This window comes from Pseudomonas sp. MS15a(2019), from assembly GCF_013277805.1.
Taxonomy (GTDB): Bacteria; Pseudomonadota; Gammaproteobacteria; order Pseudomonadales; family Pseudomonadaceae; genus Chryseomonas; species Chryseomonas benzopyrenica.
This window is the reverse complement of record NZ_VBTN01000003.1, coordinates 419,679-434,211: the sequence shown is the minus strand read 5'-3', so window position 1 is coordinate 434,211 and position 14,533 is coordinate 419,679. Positions and strand designations below refer to the sequence as shown.

Below are 14,533 nucleotides of genomic sequence, written 5' to 3'. Positions count from 1 at the left end.
CTTATTGTTCTCCAGGATTGCCGAGGGGCGACGCGGGCAGGCGGCGGACCAGCAGGCGCTGCTGCGCCGCCAGTTCCAATACCCGCTCCACGTCGATGCTCAGGGGGCCGTCGAGGTCCAGCGTCACCTGCGGACGCTCCTCGGGGCCGAATTCGATTTCCCGCTCGCCGTCCAGCGCCAGGGTGCCGGTAGCGAGGGACAGCGCCCGGGGTTCGCCGGGCAGGAGCAGGCCACTGGCGGCGATCCCGGCCTGGGCCAGCACGCCGGGGGCGAGGGGAACGGTCAGTTGCGCCGGAGCCTCGGGCTCCAGCCGCACCCAGCCGCCATGGGGGGCGCTGCGCGCGACCGGATGCCAGAGGCCGCAGAGGGCCGACAGGCCGATGGCCCAGGGCTCGGCGAAGGTGGTGAAGACCTCCGCGAGATCCTCCACCTGGGTCACCGCGCGGGCACCGATATAGGCCTGGCGACAGACCGCCACGTCCACCAGCGCCCAGTCGCGAATGCCGCGCTCGGGCACTTCCACTCGCAACCGCTTGTTGCGCCGCAGCGCGAGTGCCGGGTCGACCCGGCCAGCTGCGACCAGGCCACCGGCCAGCCCCGCGCTGGTGGCCTCACGCAATTCCGGAAAGGCGTTGTTGGTGCCGGTGGAGAGGGTCAGCAGCGGCAGGTCGCCCACCTCGGCGGCCACCGCCTTGTGGGTGCCGTCGCCGCCGAGCACGGCGATCATCGTCGCGCCCTGGGCCAGCAACAGCCGCGCGGCGCGCCGGGTGTCGTCCACGGTCTGGGTCAGCGGCAGGTTGAGAAACGTAAGCTCCGGCCAGCGCTGCTCGCGGGCCTGGCGACTGCCGCTGGCCTTGAGCACGGCGGCGGCGATGCCGGTCATGTCCGGCGGCAAGAGCACCCGCTCCACGCCGGTGGCGCCAAAGGCCGCCAGCAGGCGCATAACCACCCCGGCCTTGTCGGTGCTGGAGGTCAGGGCGGCATTGCCGGTCAGCCGTCTCAAGTCACGGCCCGAGGCCGGGTTGGGCAGGATGCCGACGGTTATGGGCATGGCTGGCCTCCGACGCCTGGGCCAGCGGTCAGGGCAGCCGTGTGGCGATGCCAGGGTGCGCTCATGGGTCTGGCCCTCTTGTCGTTGTGATGGGAGCGTCGCAGAGCCCTGAGCAAGGCCGGTGCCAAGCCGTGATGAATCCGCTGCAGTGCAGGCAGGGCGCGGGTTTGGAAGGAGGGGGCCGGTCGTGGGAGGGGCGACTCCACGCGCCGGGGCGTCTCACGCCTGCGACGGGATGGCGAGACGCTGAGACGATTCGTCTCACGGTGTCGCGGACTTGAAGGCAGCGCCCTGGGAGCGCTAAATGAAGGCCAGAACAATGACCGGCCTTCCATGCCATGACCGGAATTCAGGGAGAGACGCCCATGTTGTCTACCCAGGCCCGCTATCACGCCCGCGCCATCGACCAGGCCCTGCGCGCGCCCTTGCGCGCGGCCAGTCCGCCCGGGCGCATCCTCGATTCCTGGCGCCGTTCCTTTGAGCAGTATCAGCTCGACCCGGGCAGCCTGCGCGGCCCGCGCATCCTCTCGCGCTACGAATTGCGCCAGCACCAGCAGGCGGCGGAAGACTTCCTGCGCGTCGCCGATGGCGAGCTGGGCGCCCTGCATGCGCGGGTCGAGGCAGCCGACTATTGCGTGCTGCTGGCCGATGCCCAGGGCCATACCCTGGACTACCGGGTCAGCGACCGGCTCGATGAAGAATGCCGCCGCGCCGGACTCTACCTGGGCACCTGCTGGTCCGAGCAGGAGGAGGGCACCTGCGGCGTGGCAGCGGTGCTGACCGACCGCGCGCCAGTGACGGTGCACAAGGCCGATCACTTCCGTGTGGCCTTCACCGGCCTGACCTGTACCGCCGCGCCGGTGTTCGCCCCGGGTGGCGAGCTGCTTGGGGTGCTGGACGTCTCGGCGCCACGCTCGCCGGACGATCGCCGCAGCCAGTTGCTGATCCAGCAATTCACCCGCGACAGCGCCCAGCGCATCGAGAATGCCTATTTCATGCACAGCGCCCGGGGTGACTGGGTGCTCTGCGGCCATGCCCAGGCCAGCTACCTGGACACCCAGCCGGAATTCCTGCTGGCCTGGGACGCGAGTGGCCGCCTGACCGGCCTGAACCGGCCGGCCCGGCAACTCTGCCTCACTCAGCTGGGCTACCTGCCGCAACGTCTCGACGAGTTGTTCGGTCGCGATGCCTCGGCGCGGTTGCAGGAGGACGACGGCGAGCCCCTGCGCCTGGGTGAGGCGCATTTTCACGCCCGGGTGCGCGCCCCGCGTCAGCGCCTGGGCGTGGTGATTCCGCTGATCCGCGGGCCCATCGAGGCCGAACCCGAGCAGGAGCCCCGAGTCAGCCAGGCACTGCAGACTGGCCAGCGCCTCTATCGCCACGGCCTGCCGATCCTGGTCACGGGTGAGACGGGCACCGGCAAGGAAGTCTTCGCCCGCGCCTTGCATGAAAGTGGCGATCGTGCAGAGCGGCCCTTCGTCGCCCTCAACTGCGCGGCGCTGCCGGAGAGCTTGATCGAAAGCGAGCTGTTCGGCCATGCGGCCGGTGCCTTTACCGGGGCCCAGCGCCAGGGTCGCGACGGCCTGATCGTGGCGGCCGATGGCGGCACCCTGTTTCTCGACGAGATCGGCGACATGCCCCTGGCCCTGCAGACTCGCCTGCTACGGGTGCTGGCGGAAGGCGAGGTGCTGCCGGTAGGCAGCGCCCAGCCGCGGCGGGTCGATGTGCGGCTGGTCTGCGCCACCCACCGCGATCTTCAGGTACAGGTGGCCGCTGGGCTGTTCCGCGAAGATCTGCTCTATCGCCTTAACGGCGCCGTCTTCCAGTTGCCACCGCTGCGTGAGCGGGCCGACCGTCTGGCCCTGGCGCGGCGCCTGCTGGCGGAGGAGCGCGGTAGCGGCGCCGTCCCGGAGTTGGCGCCCCAAGTGCAAGAGGCCATCCTCGCCCACGACTGGCCGGGCAACGTGCGCGAGCTGCGCAACGCGCTGCGTTATGCCTGCGCCCTGTGCGATGGCGGCCTGATCACCCTTGATCACCTGCCGGCCAGTCTGGGGCCGGGCATGCCGCTGTCCACGGAGCCACGGCCCCAGGTCGATAGCCCTGAACGGCGATTGATCCTCGCCGCGCTGGTGCGGCACCGTTGGAAGGCCGTTCCTGCTGCCCGAGCGCTGGGTATGTCCCGGGCCACCCTCTATCGACGGCTCAAGCTGCACGGCATTGCCATGCCGCACCGCCAGCCCGAAGACTGACGTCTTCCGCCGAACGGTCGTGGCCGCTGGCAGCTGCCCTGGCACGGCGATCTCAGCGATCGAGCGAGGCGGTCACCATCGGCGCGCCAGGCTCCGGTCGTCCCAAGCGGGACGTCAGTGCGGCCGCCCACGGGTCACACCTCAGACACAGACTGCGAGGAAGACCCCCGATGCGTACCCTGCCACTGTTGCTCGCCCTACCTGCCGCCCTGGCCCTGCTGAACCGCACCTCGTCCCGGCGTACGTCGCGGCCCGATCGCCAGCAACTGAATGGCCGGACCATCGTCGTCACCGGTGCCTCCAGTGGCGTCGGCCGCGGTGTGGCCCTGGCGCTGGCCCGGCACGGAGCCAATCTGGTGCTGGCGGCGCGGCGGACCGAAGCCCTGGAAGCCCTGGCGGTGGAGGTGCAGGCGCTGGGCGTCGCGGCCTTGGTGGTGCCGACCGACGTCGCCGACGTGGCGCAGATGACGGCGCTGGCCGAACAGGCCGAGCAGCGCTTCGGTCGCATCGACGGCTGGATCAACAATGCCGGCGTGGTAGCGGTGGGCCGCTTTGAAGAGATTCCGCTGGAGGATCACCTGCGCCTGCTGGATACCAATGTGAAGGGGGTGGTGATCGGTAGCCATCTGGCCCTGCAGCGCTTCCGCCGCCAGGGCTATGGTCGGCTGGTCAACGTAGCCTCGGTGGACGGCGAGATTCCCCATGCCTATCAGGCCTCCTATTCGGCATCCAAGGCTGCGGTGCTCAGCCTTGGCCGGGTCCTGCAGCAGGAACTGCGTCGCGGGCGGCAGCCCAACATCCAGTTATCGACGGTGCTGCCCTGGGCGCTGGATACCCCGATCTGGGGACATGCGGCCACCTATACCGGCCATCGTCCCGATCTGCCGACCAAGGACACACCGGACAAGGCGGTACAGGCCATCGTCAGGGCGCTGCTGCAACCGCAAAAGGAGATCACCGTGGGCTACAAGGCGAAGATGGCCTACTGGGGCCATCGCCTGGCGCCGGAGCTCAACGAACGCTTCACGGCCGCCGCGGTGCAGCGCGCCGAAATCGACTGGAATCTGATCAAGGCCGACACCTCGGGCAACCTGCAGCAGCCCGATCAGGCCGGACGGACGATCCGGGGGTCGAATTTCTGAGGGGGGGTGTCTGAGCTAGTGCCAGGATGCGTTCAGAGCCCCGGCCTTTGTCTCGGGACCCACGATGGTCAGCTCACCCTGGGGCGTAAGGGCGGTCTGCAGCGCCCTGGCCAGGGCAGGCTGGGTGCAGAGCAGGGCGGTCGGGGCAATGCCGATCAGTGTGGCGGCAAGCTCCGGCCAGCAGGCGGGAGCCACCGGATCGAGCTCCAGACGGGGCAGTAGCGCCAGCCCCTCCGCCAGCATGACCTGGCAATGCGCCTGCAATTCGGCGTCGGCCTCGGCGGCTGGTCGTTGCTGGGCGGTCACCAGCAGGATCCGACGATGCCCGAGCGTCAGTAGATGCTGGGTGGCGAGGGCGATGCGCTGGCCGTGCGCTTCGGCGGCGCGACCGCGGGTCGACGTGGCAACCAGCGCCACGCGTGCTGAGGGAGTGACTCGAGGAGTACGCGGGTGGGGGGCGGGGCGGGTATCCATGGATAGGCCTCTGCCAGGAGGTGGCGGTCAAGAGGCCCAGGGTGCCGGATGCGGATGGCAGCTTCATGACAAACCGCAGCCGCTTTCTTACCGCGGTATCCGCCAGTGACCTTGGCATCGTGAGTCGACGTAGACGCCTTGCGTTCTCTATCGAGGCGGCTAGCCTGAAGTGGGTGACGTTCCTTCGGGAGCCTGTAGATGAACAGGTTGCATGAACGCTTGGCCAAACTTGATCCGCCCGTGCGCCACGAGCTGGAGCGGCGCAACGATGGCCTGCTGATCACCCTCATCGAGCCTGATCACAATGTGCGGGTCTCGCGGCTGCTCAAGGCGGACGACATGCGCGAGGTCGAGCAGGTGAATCTGATCCTGCTGCACGCCATCAACGAACTCAGGCGCAAGGGCGCCCAGGTGCCCCTCGACAAGGACACCGTCCTGCTGACGCGCTTGCCCGGTGCTGGCGTCGGCACCCCCGGTTGAGTCGCACCTAGTCCTCCAGCTCCAGCTCCAGATCCAGCAACGCCGCGCCCAGGCCCTTGCCATGGGCATCCAGGGCCAGCGAGCGGGTGACGCCACCGCGCAAGGCGCCTGGCAGCACGAAGTTCAGCGCGCCCAGGGCGGGTAGCTCGTAGCGGCGAACGGGCGCGGCATCGGTCGGGCGACTGTCGGCGAACCAGGCCGCGACCCGTTCCGCGGTGAGCACCTCGCACAGGCGGTCGAAATCTTCCCGACGATAGGCGATCACCGCCATGTTCGAGGTGTCCCCCTTGTCGCCGGTACGGACGTGGGCAATCTCGCGTACTTTCATGGCAGCGTCTCCAGCTCCAGGGTGGGGGTGACGGCGGTTCGGGGCCAGAGCAGCGAAGCCACGGCGATGACCTCGCGCACCGCCTTGGTCGCACCGCCGCCGCCCGCTGGGCCATTGGTATAGAGGGTTTCCACCTCGTTGCCGATCTGCATTGCCGCCGCGCGGGTGGCACAGCGGCCAACGACCCGCAGCCGTACCTCCCAAGGTTCGCCGGAGGCCCGGGCAGCGAGCGTCTCTCCATGGAGAGCGTCGCAGCCGATCAGCTCACAACGTAGCTCTTCGACCGGTACGTCGCAGAGTTGCAATCGCTCGCGCACCACGGCACCGGCCAACCGGGCGCGGGCGACGGCGCCGGGACCCGCGTAGGAGAGCTGGCCTTCACCATGCCAGCCGTCGCGATAGCCTACCGACACCTTGAGCCGGTCCGGTCGCGCGGTGCCGCGAGCGCCGCTCACGACGACCCGATCCGGACCCGCTTGCTGCAGGGCGACGCCGGAAAAGTCGGCGGTCACGTCCGGCGTCAGATAGGCCGCTGGGTCATGCACCTCGTAAAGCAACTGCTCGGTGCAGGTCGCCGGGGTCACGCAACCGCCGGAGCCAGTGACCTTGGTAAGGGTGGCGTGGCCATCCGCGTCTACCTCGGCCAGGGGAAAGCCCAGGCGAGCGAGGTCGGGCACGTCCTTGTAGCCGGGATCGGCAAAGTAGCCGCCGGTGACCTGGCCGGCGCATTCCAGCAGATGGCCGACCAGGGTGCCGCGTCCGCGCCGCTCCCAGTCATCCGCCGCCCAGCCGAACTCATGCACCAGCGGCGCCAAAAACAAGGAAGGGTCTGCCACCCGGCCGGTGACGATGACATCGGCGTCGGCTTCCAGGGCCTGGACGATGCCGTCCACTCCCAGGTAGGCGTTGGCCGAGATCACCCGGTCGCCCAGTTCGGCCAGGGTCTGGCCATTGTCCAGCAGGGCGTCGGTCGGCAGCTGGGCCAGCACATCGTCGCCGGCCACCGCGGCGATCTTCAGCCCTGTGACGCCCAGCTCCCGGGCCAGGGCCGCGACCTTGCGCGCCGCCGCGGTCGGGTTGGCGGCGCCCATGTTGGTGATCACCCGCAGGCGCGGACGATCCACCTGGCGCAGCAGTGGCAGGATGCGCCGCATCCGCGCCTCCAGCAGTGGATCGAAGCCGGCCTCGGGATCGGCCAGTCGCGCCTGTTGCGCCAGGGCGATGGTGCGTTCGGCCAGGCATTCGAACACCAGGTAGTCGAGGCGGCCATGCTCGGCCAGCTCTACGGCGGGTTCGATGCGATCACCGGAATAGCCGGCGCCGCAGCCGATGCGAAGGAGACGGGTCATCTAGAAGACTCCCAGGAGCAGGGCGGTCAGGGTCATCAGGACCGAGGCCGCGAACAGGAAGGGGATGGTGAAGCGCTGGTGATCGGCGAGGTCCAGCTTGCACAGGCCCACCAGCAGGAAGGTCGCCGGGGTCAGGGGGCTGACCGGGAAGCCGGTGGTGTGCACCCCGAGCAGCGAGGCCTGCGCCACCTGCACCGGGTCGACACCCAGGTTGCGGCCGACCTCGGCGATCACCGGCATCACGCCGAAGTAGAAGGAATCCGGATCGAACAACAGGCTCAGCGGCATGGACAGGAAGCCCACCACCGCCGGGATCAATTGGCCATGCCCGGCCGGGATGCCGGCCACCGCCACCTGGGCCATGGCCTTGAGCATGCCGCTGCCCTGCATGATGCCGGTGAAGACGCCGGCGGCGAAAAGGATGCTGGCCATGGTCAGGGCGGTCTTGGCGTGGGCGTCGATGCGCGCCTTCTGGGCGTCTACCGAGGGGTAGTTCAGGCACAGCGCGGCCACGGTGCCGAGCATGAACATCACCACCGGATCGACCCAGCCGGCGATCATCACGCCCATCACCACCAGGGTCAGCAGCAGATTGATCCAGAAACGCTCCGGGCGGCGCAGGGCACGCTCGGCCTCGCTGAGCACCCGCTCCGGCGCGGCGCCCGCGCTACCGCCGGCCAGCCAGGGCGCCTGGCCGGCCAGGGTCAGGCGCTTCTCCTCGCGCCGCCCGAGCCACCAGGCACTGGCGAAGACAAAGGCCAGGCCCACCAGCTGTACCGGGATCAGCGGCTGGAACAGATCGGCCACCGGCACGTGCAGGGCGGCGGAAGAGCGCAGCACCGGCCCGGTCCAGGGCAGGAAGTTGACCCCGGCGGCCATGGCCGCCACGCAGGCGAGGATGCGCCGGTCCAGCCCCAGGCGGGTATAGAGCGGCAGCATGGCGGGAATGGTCACCAGAAAGGTCACCGCGCCGGAGCCGTCCAGATGCACCAGCAGGGCGAGCAGGGCGCTGCCGCAGACGATGCGCGTCGGCCGGGTGCCGACGGTGCGCAGGATGCGGTCGATGATGGGATCGAGCATCCCGGCGTCGGTCATGATGCCGAAGAACAGGATGGCGAAGACGAACATGCCGATCACCGGGGCGACGCCCTTGATCCCGGCGATGATGAAGGCGCTGGTCCCCAGGCCGAAGCCACCGATCAGGGCGGCGGCGATGGGAATGACGATCAGGGCGACCAGGGGCGAGACGCGTTTGCTCATGACCGCGACGAGCAACGCGAGAATGGTGACGACACCGAGCGGGGCGAGCATGGTGGACTCCTTGGACCGTGGCACGGCAGGCGGGCGCACGGGAGGTTTTGTTGTTGTAGGTCCAGTATTCGAAGACGTCCGATGTCCTGTAAATTGGAATCTTCCGAAGCAGCGTTCAGAAAAACAGAATGAAGAATCTGCTCCAGCACGTGCAGGCCTTTCTCGCCGTGGCCCGTCATGGTTCCTTCGCCCGCGCGGCGGAGGAGTTGCACCTATCACCGCCCGCGCTCACCGTGCAGATCCAGCAACTCGAAGCCTTGCTGGAGGTGCAACTGCTCGAACGCACCCCGCGAAGGGTCCAGCTCACCACCGCCGGCGAAGAACTGCGTGGGCCCCTGGAGCGCATCCTGGTAGACCTGGGCGATGTCCAGACCCATGCCCGGGACCTGGCGGGCCTGCGCCGGGGACGGATCACCCTGGCGGCCTTGCCATCCTTCTTCATGGGCCCCTTTCCCGAATTGCTGAAGACCTTCCAGGCCCGTCATCCGGCCATCGAGGTCCGCCTGCAGGATGTGGTCGCCGGTAGAGTCGAGGCGCTGGTCCGGGAAGGGCAGGTGGATCTGGGCATCGGCGTCCGGCCACGGGCCGTGGGCCTGGAGTTCCAGCCGCTGTACGTCGATCACCTGCAGCTGTTCGTCCCCCGCGACCATCCCTGGGCGGGCCGCGCCGAAATCACCCTGGCCGAACTCGACGCCGTACCCTTGCTGCTCACCGGTCGCGACAGCAGCGTGCGCGAGTGCCTGGACTTCGCCTTCGCCGCCGCCGGCCTGCGCCTGGTGGCGGCGCTGGAAGCCAACTACATGAGCACCCTGCTGGCTCTGGTGGCGGCAGGCCAGGGCCTGGCCCTGCTGCCGGAATCGGCGGGCGGCGAGGCGCCGGTGGTGGCCCTGCCGGTCCGCGGCGAAAGCCTGGCCCGGCCGCTGGGCATCCTGACCCCCAGCGGCCGCAGCCTCACCCCGGCGGCCCAGGCCTTCGTCGCCTTGCTTCGGGAGCGGCTGCAGGCAGGCTAATACTCGAAGGGCTGCCCCAGCTCCTGCTGCAGCCAGTCGAGAAAGCGCCGCACCCGGGCGTAGCGCGAGTGCGCCCGGGGAAACACCAGGTGGTGCGCGGCCACCGGCAGGTCGTCGCCCTGGGGCAGGACCCGCACCAGATCGCCGCGGGCCAGATAGTCCGCCGCCAGCACCGTGCTCTCCAGGGCGAAGCCCAGGCCATGGCGGGCGGCTTCCAGGGTCATGTAGGAGCGATCGAAACTCAGGGTGTAGGGGCGTTCCGGCAGCGCCAGGCCCTGCTGGGCGAACCAGTTGGGCCACTTCATGAGGGTGGCCTCGGACAGGATCAGTTCGCTATGCAGCAGATCCGCCGGCGACTGGACCGGGCGTTTTTCCAGCAACTGCGGCGCGGCCAGTACCGCCAGGCGTTCGCGCTGCAGGGTGCGGATCTCCAGGTTCGGCCAGCTGGGCAGGCCGTGGCGGATGTCGATGTCGACCTTGTCGCGGCTGAAGTGCAGGGATTCGTAGGAGCAGGAGAGATTGATCTGCAGGTCGGGATGACTCTGGCGGAATAGCTCCAGCCGTGGCATCAGCCAGAGCAGGCCGAAGCTCGGAGCCGAATGCAGGCGCAGGCATTCCAGGCCGGCATCGCTGGCCGCGCGGTCCGTGGCCATGGCCAATCGGTGCAGCACCTCGCTGACCTCTTCCAGGTATTGCTCCCCGGCCGGGGTCAGGGTCATGCCGCGCGCGCCGCGGACGAAGAGGGCGCGACCTACCAGGGCTTCCAGCTTGGCCAGCTGATGGCTGACCGCCGAGGGCGTCAGCGCCAGTTGCTCGGCGGCGCGGGCGACGTTGGCGAAGCGGGCGGTCTGCTCGAAGGCTTGAAGGGCTTTCAGGGGTGGCAGGGAAAGTGTCTTGCCGGAATCCATGGGGCGCGCCTCCTGTGGCCAGTTCGAGGCTGATTGTCGACAGGCCTGGCCGGTCTGCCAAGCCACAGGCATGAATTTTTTTCAGCACGGTCTGACGCAGGCTGCGTTGCTGGGACCCTGGGGCAGGGGCACTCTGGCCCTCAGCGACAGCCCTCCACAACAACAAGAAGGATAGCGTCATGCCACTGAATGCCCTGCTGCTGCAAGACAAGATCGCCCTCGTCACCGGCGCCGCCTCCGCCCGTGGCATCGGTCGCGCCACGGCCCAGGCCTTCGCTGCCCAAGGCGCGCGGGTGATCATCCTCGATCTGGATGCCAGCGCCGCGCGGGATGCCGCCGCCAGCCTCGGCGAAGGTCACCTGGGCCTGGCGGCCAACGTGGCCGACGAAGCCCAGGTCAGGGCTGCGGTCGACCAGGCGCTCGCCCAGTACGGTCGCCTCGACGTGCTGGTCAACAATGCCGGCATCACCCAGCCGGTGAAGACCCTGGAGATCGGCCGCGCCGACTACGACCGCATCCTCGACGTCAATCTGCGCGGCACCCTGCTGATGTCCCAGGCGGTGATTCCGGCCATGCGCGAGCAGGGTGGTGGCAGCATCGTCTGCCTGTCCTCGGTGTCCGCCCAGCGCGGCGGCGGCATCTTCGGCGGCCCCCACTACAGCGCCGCCAAGGCCGGGGTGCTGGGCCTGACCAAAGCCATGGCGCGGGAATTCGGACCGGACGGCATCCGCGTGAATGCCCTGACCCCCGGCCTGATCCAGACCGACATCACCGGCGGGCTGATGCACGACGAACGCCGCCAGTCGATCATCGACGGCATCCCGCTGGGGCGTCTCGGCGAGCCCAAAGACGTGGCCAATGCCGCGCTCTTCCTGGCCAGCGATCTCTCCGGCTACCTGACCGGCGTCACCCTGGACGTCAACGGCGGCATGCTGATCCACTGATCGCCCCTTCGTGTTCAACGCTCTGCATCGAAAAGGGTGCCCGCGGCTGCGGCGCCCATAACAACAAGAGATCAGACCATGACTACGCTCACCCTGGCAGCGGCCACCTCGGCGCGCGCCAATGCCTATCGCAAGACCGCCTGGCGGCTGATGCCCTTCCTGATGCTGTGCTACTTCTGCGCCTATCTGGACCGGGTCAACGTCGGCTTCGCCAAGCTGCAGATGATGAACGACCTGGCGCTGAGCGAAGCCGTCTACGGCCTCGGCGCCGGCATGTTTTTCATTGGCTATTTCCTCTGCGAGGTGCCCAGCAACATCATCCTGCACAAGGTCGGCGCCCGCCGCTGGATCGCCCGCATCATGATCACCTGGGGCATCCTTTCCGGGATGTTCGCCTTTGTCGAGACGGCCTGGCAGTTCTATGTCCTGCGCTTCCTGCTCGGCGTGGCCGAGGCCGGCCTGGCGCCGGGCCTGCTGCTCTATCTCACCTACTGGTTTCCCTCCTACCGCCGTGCCCGCATGACGGTGCTCTGGTTCGTCGCCATTCCCCTGTCGGGCATGATCGGCGGACCGCTGTCGGGCTGGATCATGAATCAGTTCGCCGGGGTCCACGGCTGGGCCGGCTGGCAGTGGATGTTCGTCATCGAAGCCATTCCCACGGTAGTGGTGGGGCTGATGGTGCTCGGCTATCTCAAGGACGGCGTGCACCAGGCGACCTGGCTGGACGATGAGGAAAAGGCGCTGATCCAGAAGGAACTGGCCGAGGACAACCAGCACAAGACCGAGCACGCCAGCGTGCGCGACTTCATCCGTGATCGCCGGCTGTGGCTCCTGGCCGCCATCTACTTCTGCGTGGTCATGGGCCAGTACGCCATCACCTTCTGGCTGCCGACTCTGGTGCGCAACTCCGGGGTCGCCGATCCGCTGCACATCGGCCTGCTCACCAGCCTGCCCTATATGTGCGCCATCGTTGCCATGCTGCTGGCCGGGCGCAGCGGGGACAAGCATCGCGAGCGCCGCTGGCACCTGGTGATTCCCATGCTATTGGGCGCCTGCGGCCTCAGCCTCGCCGCGGTCTTCGGCCACAACGTCACCCTGTCGATCCTCAGCCTGTGCCTGGCCGCGGCCGGCATCCTCTCCGCGTCCTCGCTGTTCTGGATGTTGCCCACCACGCTGCTGGGCGGGGTCACCGCCGCCGCTGGCATCGCCGCGGTGAACAGCTTCGCCAACCTGGCCGGCTTCTGCTCGCCCTACCTGATCGGCTGGATCACCACCAGCACCGGTTCCAGCGCCATCGGCATGTTCCTCATCACCGGGGTGCTGGTGATAGGCGCCACGCTGGTCCTGCGCATTCCCGCCGCCCTGGTCAATCGCTAATCGAGGTACAGATCATGACCGCTTCTTCGCCACAACGCGCACCGCTCTCGCTGGCCGAGCGCGCCCACAACATCCGCCGCCACGCCCTGCGCATGGGCCAGATCCAAGGCCAGGGTTACGTCGGCCAGGCCCTAGGCGTCGCCGATGTCCTGGCCGTCGCCTACTTCCATGCCCTGAGCTACCAGCCGCAGGAGCCCGAATGGGAAGGGCGCGATCGCTTCTACCTGTCCATCGGCCACTATGCCATCGCCCTCTATGCCGCCTTGATCGAGGCCGGGATCGTGCCGCAGGAGGACCTGGAGACCTATGGCTGCGACGACAGCCGTCTGCCCATGTCGGGCATGGCCGCCTACACCCCGGGCATGGAGATCACCGGCGGTTCCCTCGGCCAGGGCCTGGGCATCGCCGTGGGCGCCTGCCTCGGCCTCAAGCGCAAGCAATCGAAATCCTTCGTCTACAACCTGCTGTCCGATGGCGAACTCAACGAAGGCGCCACCTGGGAAGCGGCCATGTCGGCCTCTCACTGGCAGCTGGACAATCTCATCGCCTTGGTGGACGTGAACAATCAGCAGGCCGACGGCCACTGCCGCGAAATCCTCGCCTTCGAGCCCCTGGCCGAACGCTGGCAGGCCTTCGGCTGGTTCGTCCAGCGCGTCGACGGCAACGACCGCGAGGCGCTGGTCGCCGCCTTCGACCGCGCCCGTCAGCACCCTGGCCGGCAGCCCCGGATCATTCTCTGCGATACCCGCATGGGCAAGGGCGTGCCCTTCCTGGAAACCCGCGACAAGACTCACTTCATCCGCGTCGAGGCGCACGAATGGGCCCTGGCCCTCGATGCCTTGGATGCCGGGAGGGACTTCTGATGACTACCAGCACCGCCACCAAGCCACGCCTGACCACCTCGGCGATGATCGCCAGCATCGCCGCCGAGGGCCAACCGACCCGGCCGGCCCCGTTCGGTCACGCCCTGGCGGCCCTGGCCGAACAGCGCCCGGACATCGTCGGCCTCACCGCCGACCTGGCCAAGTACACCGACCTGCACATCTTCGCCAAGGCCCACCCCGAGCGCTTCTACCAGATGGGCATGGCCGAGCAGCTGCTGATGAGCGCCGCCGCCGGCCTGGCTCGCGAAGGCTGCGTGCCGTTCGCCACCACCTATGCAGTATTCGCCTCGCGCCGCGCCTACGACTTCATCTGCATGGCCATCGCCGAGGAGAACCTCAACGTCAAGATCGTCTGCGGGCTGCCGGGGCTGACCACCGGCTACGGCCCCAGCCACCAGGCCACCGACGACCTGGCGATCTTTCGCGCCATGCCCAACCTCATGGTGATCGACCCCTGCGATGCCCTGGAGATCGAGCAGGCGGTGCCTGCCATCGCCGCCCACCAGGGTCCCGTCTACATGCGTCTCTTGCGTGGCAACGTGCCCCTGGTGCTGGATCGCTACGACTACCGGTTCCAGCTCGGCAAGGCCCAGGTGGTGCGCCCCGGTCGTGACGTGCTGGTGGTGTCCACCGGGCTGATGACGATGCGCGCCCTGGAGGCAGCCGAGGCTCTGGCAGCGGATGGCGTGGACGTCTCGGTGCTGCACGTGCCGACCATCAAGCCCCTGGACGAGGCGACGATCCTGGCGGAAGCGCGCAAGCCGGGACGGCTGGTGGTGGCGGCGGAGAACCACTCGGTGATCGGCGGACTGGGCGAGGCGGTAGCGACCACCCTGCTGCGCAACGGCGTGACGCCCACCTTCCGCCAGATCGCGCTGCCCGATGCCTTCCTCGACGCCGGGGCGCTACCGACCTTGCACGACCGCTACGGCATCTCCACCACGGCGGTCTGCCAGCAGATCAAGGGTTGGTTGTAGGGTCGGAAGAGGGCGCCTGGTTACCCTAGGGGTTTCACCGATGGAGCCA

At 68.5% G+C, this 14,533-nt stretch carries 14 protein-coding genes; 8 read left to right on the top strand and 6 right to left on the bottom strand.

Features of this window, described 5'->3' with window-relative positions:
* Window position 1: 1 nt before the first annotated feature.
* Complete coding sequence (locus FEZ61_RS05590) at window positions 2-1,051, bottom strand: NAD(+)/NADH kinase (protein WP_173147650.1); 1,050 nt, start codon at window positions 1,049-1,051, stop codon at window positions 2-4.
* Between the two features lie 365 nt (window positions 1,052-1,416).
* On the opposite strand from FEZ61_RS05590, the gene FEZ61_RS05585 reads away from it, so the two are divergent.
* Together FEZ61_RS05585 and FEZ61_RS05580 are read left to right on the top strand one after the other, a co-directional pair.
* A complete protein-coding gene (locus FEZ61_RS05585) occupies window positions 1,417-3,300 on the top strand; it encodes a sigma-54-dependent Fis family transcriptional regulator (RefSeq protein ID WP_173147648.1) in 1,884 nt (627 codons plus the stop codon).
* Window positions 3,301-3,470: 170 nt separating this feature from the next.
* The gene (locus FEZ61_RS05580; protein ID WP_173147646.1) at window positions 3,471-4,442 is read left to right on the top strand and encodes an SDR family NAD(P)-dependent oxidoreductase; all 972 of its coding nucleotides are present in this window, start codon (window positions 3,471-3,473) and stop codon (window positions 4,440-4,442) included.
* Window positions 4,443-4,457: 15 nt separating this feature from the next.
* On the opposite strand, the gene FEZ61_RS05575 is transcribed toward FEZ61_RS05580, so the two are convergent.
* On the bottom strand, window positions 4,458-4,916 hold the full coding sequence (locus FEZ61_RS05575; protein ID WP_173147644.1) for a substrate-binding domain-containing protein: 459 nt from the start codon (window positions 4,914-4,916) through the stop codon (window positions 4,458-4,460).
* Between the two features lie 198 nt (window positions 4,917-5,114).
* On the opposite strand from FEZ61_RS05575, the gene FEZ61_RS05570 reads away from it, so the two are divergent.
* Complete coding sequence (locus FEZ61_RS05570; RefSeq protein WP_064309489.1) at window positions 5,115-5,396, top strand: hypothetical protein; 282 nt, start codon at window positions 5,115-5,117, stop codon at window positions 5,394-5,396.
* A 7-nt stretch (window positions 5,397-5,403) separates the two neighbouring features.
* On the opposite strand, the gene FEZ61_RS05565 is transcribed toward FEZ61_RS05570, so the two are convergent.
* The 3 genes from FEZ61_RS05565 to FEZ61_RS05555 are packed head-to-tail and all read right to left on the bottom strand — an operon-like array spanning window position 5,404 to window position 8,384.
* Window positions 5,404-5,724: a hypothetical protein gene (locus tag FEZ61_RS05565; RefSeq protein ID WP_173147642.1), complete on the bottom strand. Its 321-nt coding sequence runs from the start codon at window positions 5,722-5,724 to the stop codon at window positions 5,404-5,406.
* Window positions 5,721-7,073, bottom strand: coding sequence for an acyclic terpene utilization AtuA family protein (locus tag FEZ61_RS05560; protein ID WP_173147640.1), 1,353 nt, complete (start codon window positions 7,071-7,073; stop codon window positions 5,721-5,723). The genes FEZ61_RS05565 and FEZ61_RS05560 overlap by 4 nt, the downstream gene beginning before the upstream one ends.
* Window positions 7,074-8,384 (bottom strand): citrate:proton symporter, encoded by a 1,311-nt coding sequence (locus tag FEZ61_RS05555; RefSeq protein ID WP_173147638.1) that lies wholly within the window; start codon window positions 8,382-8,384, stop codon window positions 7,074-7,076.
* Window positions 8,385-8,512: 128 nt separating this feature from the next.
* On the opposite strand from FEZ61_RS05555, the gene FEZ61_RS05550 reads away from it, so the two are divergent.
* Complete coding sequence (locus FEZ61_RS05550) at window positions 8,513-9,394, top strand: LysR family transcriptional regulator (RefSeq protein ID WP_173147636.1); 882 nt, start codon at window positions 8,513-8,515, stop codon at window positions 9,392-9,394.
* Here FEZ61_RS05550 and FEZ61_RS05545 read toward each other — a convergent pair.
* A complete protein-coding gene (locus FEZ61_RS05545; RefSeq protein WP_173147634.1) occupies window positions 9,391-10,302 on the bottom strand; it encodes a LysR substrate-binding domain-containing protein in 912 nt (303 codons plus the stop codon). The genes FEZ61_RS05550 and FEZ61_RS05545 overlap by 4 nt on opposite strands.
* A gap of 194 nt (window positions 10,303-10,496) precedes the next feature.
* Between FEZ61_RS05545 and FEZ61_RS05540 the strand changes: the two genes are divergently transcribed.
* The 4 genes from FEZ61_RS05540 (at window position 10,497) to FEZ61_RS05525 (ending at window position 14,484) form a co-directional block, all read left to right on the top strand.
* On the top strand, window positions 10,497-11,246 hold the full coding sequence (locus FEZ61_RS05540; protein ID WP_093252784.1) for an SDR family NAD(P)-dependent oxidoreductase: 750 nt from the start codon (window positions 10,497-10,499) through the stop codon (window positions 11,244-11,246).
* A gap of 78 nt (window positions 11,247-11,324) precedes the next feature.
* Window positions 11,325-12,623, top strand: a complete 1,299-nt coding sequence (locus FEZ61_RS05535) for an MFS transporter (RefSeq protein ID WP_173147632.1) — start codon at window positions 11,325-11,327, stop codon at window positions 12,621-12,623.
* A gap of 14 nt (window positions 12,624-12,637) precedes the next feature.
* Window positions 12,638-13,486 carry a transketolase gene (locus FEZ61_RS05530; protein WP_173147630.1) on the top strand — a complete coding sequence of 283 codons (849 nt, stop codon included), beginning with the start codon at window positions 12,638-12,640 and terminating at the stop codon, window positions 13,484-13,486.
* On the top strand, window positions 13,486-14,484 hold the full coding sequence (locus FEZ61_RS05525; RefSeq protein WP_160922579.1) for a transketolase family protein: 999 nt from the start codon (window positions 13,486-13,488) through the stop codon (window positions 14,482-14,484). Before FEZ61_RS05530 ends, FEZ61_RS05525 begins: the two co-directional genes overlap by 1 nt.
* Window positions 14,485-14,533: the final 49 nt, after the last annotated feature.

Coding starts and splice junctions, on each gene's coding strand:
- FEZ61_RS05590 (WP_173147650.1), bottom strand. CDS start 1,051: ATGCCCATAACCGTCGGCATCCTGCCCAACCCGGCCTCGGGCCGTGAC.
- FEZ61_RS05585 (WP_173147648.1), top strand. CDS start 1,417: ATGTTGTCTACCCAGGCCCGCTATCACGCCCGCGCCATCGACCAGGCC.
- FEZ61_RS05580 (WP_173147646.1), top strand. CDS start 3,471: ATGCGTACCCTGCCACTGTTGCTCGCCCTACCTGCCGCCCTGGCCCTG.
- FEZ61_RS05575 (WP_173147644.1), bottom strand. CDS start 4,916: ATGGATACCCGCCCCGCCCCCCACCCGCGTACTCCTCGAGTCACTCCC.
- FEZ61_RS05570 (WP_064309489.1), top strand. CDS start 5,115: ATGAACAGGTTGCATGAACGCTTGGCCAAACTTGATCCGCCCGTGCGC.
- FEZ61_RS05565 (WP_173147642.1), bottom strand. CDS start 5,724: ATGAAAGTACGCGAGATTGCCCACGTCCGTACCGGCGACAAGGGGGAC.
- FEZ61_RS05560 (WP_173147640.1), bottom strand. CDS start 7,073: ATGACCCGTCTCCTTCGCATCGGCTGCGGCGCCGGCTATTCCGGTGAT.
- FEZ61_RS05555 (WP_173147638.1), bottom strand. CDS start 8,384: ATGCTCGCCCCGCTCGGTGTCGTCACCATTCTCGCGTTGCTCGTCGCG.
- FEZ61_RS05550 (WP_173147636.1), top strand. CDS start 8,513: ATGAAGAATCTGCTCCAGCACGTGCAGGCCTTTCTCGCCGTGGCCCGT.
- FEZ61_RS05545 (WP_173147634.1), bottom strand. CDS start 10,302: ATGGATTCCGGCAAGACACTTTCCCTGCCACCCCTGAAAGCCCTTCAA.
- FEZ61_RS05535 (WP_173147632.1), top strand. CDS start 11,325: ATGACTACGCTCACCCTGGCAGCGGCCACCTCGGCGCGCGCCAATGCC.
- FEZ61_RS05530 (WP_173147630.1), top strand. CDS start 12,638: ATGACCGCTTCTTCGCCACAACGCGCACCGCTCTCGCTGGCCGAGCGC.
- FEZ61_RS05525 (WP_160922579.1), top strand. CDS start 13,486: ATGACTACCAGCACCGCCACCAAGCCACGCCTGACCACCTCGGCGATG.